Source organism: Nesterenkonia ebinurensis, from assembly GCF_008711175.1.
GTDB classification, from domain to species: domain Bacteria; phylum Actinomycetota; class Actinomycetes; order Actinomycetales; family Micrococcaceae; genus Nesterenkonia; species Nesterenkonia ebinurensis.
In genome coordinates this window covers 1-2,169 of record NZ_VWNF01000027.1, presented here as the reverse complement: position 1 = coordinate 2,169, position 2,169 = coordinate 1, and the positions used below count along the sequence as shown (strand labels likewise).

Genomic DNA, 2,169 nt, shown 5'->3' with positions numbered 1-2,169 from the left:
CAAAACCCTCACCCCCACCGACCTCAACCACCTCGTCGCCGCCAAACGCTTCATCGACGCCCGCAACGTACTACCAGCCACCGACTGGGAAAACGCAGGCTGGACCTTCACCCAACTCGGCCGCAAACTCGAGCACTGAGCCGCCTTGCCCCAGACCTCAAACCAGGCCTAGCAGACTGGGAGTTGCGTGGCTCAGTACTTGTGATGCTCTGAGGCGGTGATTTTCTTCTCCGTGGACCCCACGTGGACTTGTGCTTTACGGATAGCATCGACATATTCTTGGAATGCATTCGTACTCAAGTCGACAGCCACGGCATCGAAGTGTGCCCACTCGGTGGTACCGAGCTTCACGTGCTTCTCCACCATGCCTGCACCGGCAGCCACTGCCAATGCTGAGGCCATCCATCCGAAGTCGTGGCTGGAGTAGCCAGGAACAATCCGGGGTCCAGGCTTATCGACCTGCCGGGCGGCCAGCTCGGCGTAGTGCCGCACCACCCCGATATTGGTGTGCTCATCCGGGGTGGGGTAGGCAGAGTTGCAGTGCAGCAGGTACAGGGTCTCCTGCTTGGTGAAGGTCTCCAGCAGCCAGTCCTCGTAGGAGGCGTCCGTCATACCGGTGGAGATCACCAAGGAGCCGGTGTAGTTCTGCGCTACGTGTTCGAGGTAGTCCTTCTTCTCCGAGATAGTGGAGGGCAGCTTAACCAGCGGTACTGCCAGTTCCCGCATGATCCACTCGAAGGATGGCTGGTCCAACACAGAGGTGAACCACCCGATGCCCAGGTCCTTGGTCAGCTCGTCCAGGAAGAGGAACCCTTCTTTGTCCAGCTCCAGCTGACGCCGGTAGTCGCCGAAAGTGCTTCCGAACGGCGACTTATAGGGGGCAGCCAGCTGCTGCGGGGTGTAGAAGGTGTCCACGTCCCGCTTCTGCACCTTCACCCAGTCTGCACCTGCGGCGTGGGCCGTGTGCACCAGCTGTTCTAAGCGCTGGAGATCCCCGAAGTGGTTAGTGGTGATCTCAGCGGTGATCTCGACTGTGGGCGTCTCAACTGCAGCGGCGTCCTCCACTTTTCCCGGTTGGGTGACCTGCACCCGGTGCTGGACGTTGAGATCCCCCACAGTGAGCGCGGAGAATTCCTTGGCGCCCACATGCTTGACGTCCAAGTTGGAGTCCTCCAGCACATACAGTGCATTGCGCATGATGTACTGCTGGATCTCCAAGTTGGCCCGACGGAGGCTGGAGTCCGGGGCGAAGGAGGTCGTGGCGGAGCGGGCCGGGCCGGTGCCGCCGGTGAAGTCGAAGCCCACCATATAGACCGTCTGGGTGCGGCCTTTCCTGTCGGCCACTGCCCGGGCGAGCTCCAGTGCGGAGAGAAAGATCGCGCCCTCCACGGAGAACTCCTCCCGGCTCTGGAACCGGGAGAGCATGAGGTCTTCTTCGTCGTTGCCGAGGGGACGGTGCGGGGCTTTGACTACGCTCTTATCTGCGGGGCTGAAGTCCGTGGAAGTGATGTAGGCACGGGCGTGCAGGCCGTCGTCCTGCAGCGATTGGACGACCCAGTCCTCGTAGAAGATGGTGACGTCGGTGGGGTGGATTCGCTCGGCGTCGTTGATCCCGATGGTGAGGCGGTCTTTGAATACCCTGGGTTCCACGTCTTCGGCCGAGGGGCCCTTCCCCAGGATGACGATGGTGTCTGCCGGAAATGCTTCAGACAGCTCTGTTGCCAAATGCGTAAGTGCCTCTGTTGAAGGCTGCGTCATCAGCCGATCTTCTCCGATGCGGTCAGTGGTGCGTGCGAGATTCGCCTTTCAGTCTAATGCGGCAGAGGCATCGACCTGGACTTTCACCATTACCGAGTCACCGCACAATCCCGCTTGGGCACTGACTATGATGATCAGTATGACTGCTCAAGTGGAGAACATCAGTGTGATCGGTACCGGGTATCTGGGTGCCACCCATGCCGCGTGTATGGCCGAACTGGGATTCAACGTCATCGGCGTGGACGTAGACCCGGAGAAGATCGATTCACTCTCCAGAGGCCAGCTGCCCTTCCATGAGCCCGGGCTACCGGAGCTGATCCGCAAACACGTCGATACCGGCCGGCTGCGCTTCACCACCAGCATGGACCAGATCGGCTCCTGGGCTGATGTGCATTTCATCGCCGTAGGCAC

Annotated in this window: 1 protein-coding gene and 1 pseudogene; one reads left to right on the top strand and one right to left on the bottom strand. The window is 60.5% G+C overall.

From position 1 onward, the window contains the following. Positions 1–192 precede the first annotated feature (192 nt). On the bottom strand, positions 193–1,758 hold the full coding sequence (locus tag F0311_RS09345; protein WP_150461685.1) for an N-acetylneuraminate synthase family protein: 1,566 nt from the start codon (positions 1,756–1,758) through the stop codon (positions 193–195). A gap of 139 nt (positions 1,759–1,897) precedes the next feature. Between F0311_RS09345 and F0311_RS09340 the strand changes: the two are divergent. Then, positions 1,898–2,169, top strand: a pseudogene (locus F0311_RS09340) (UDP-glucose 6-dehydrogenase); the annotation flags it as partial.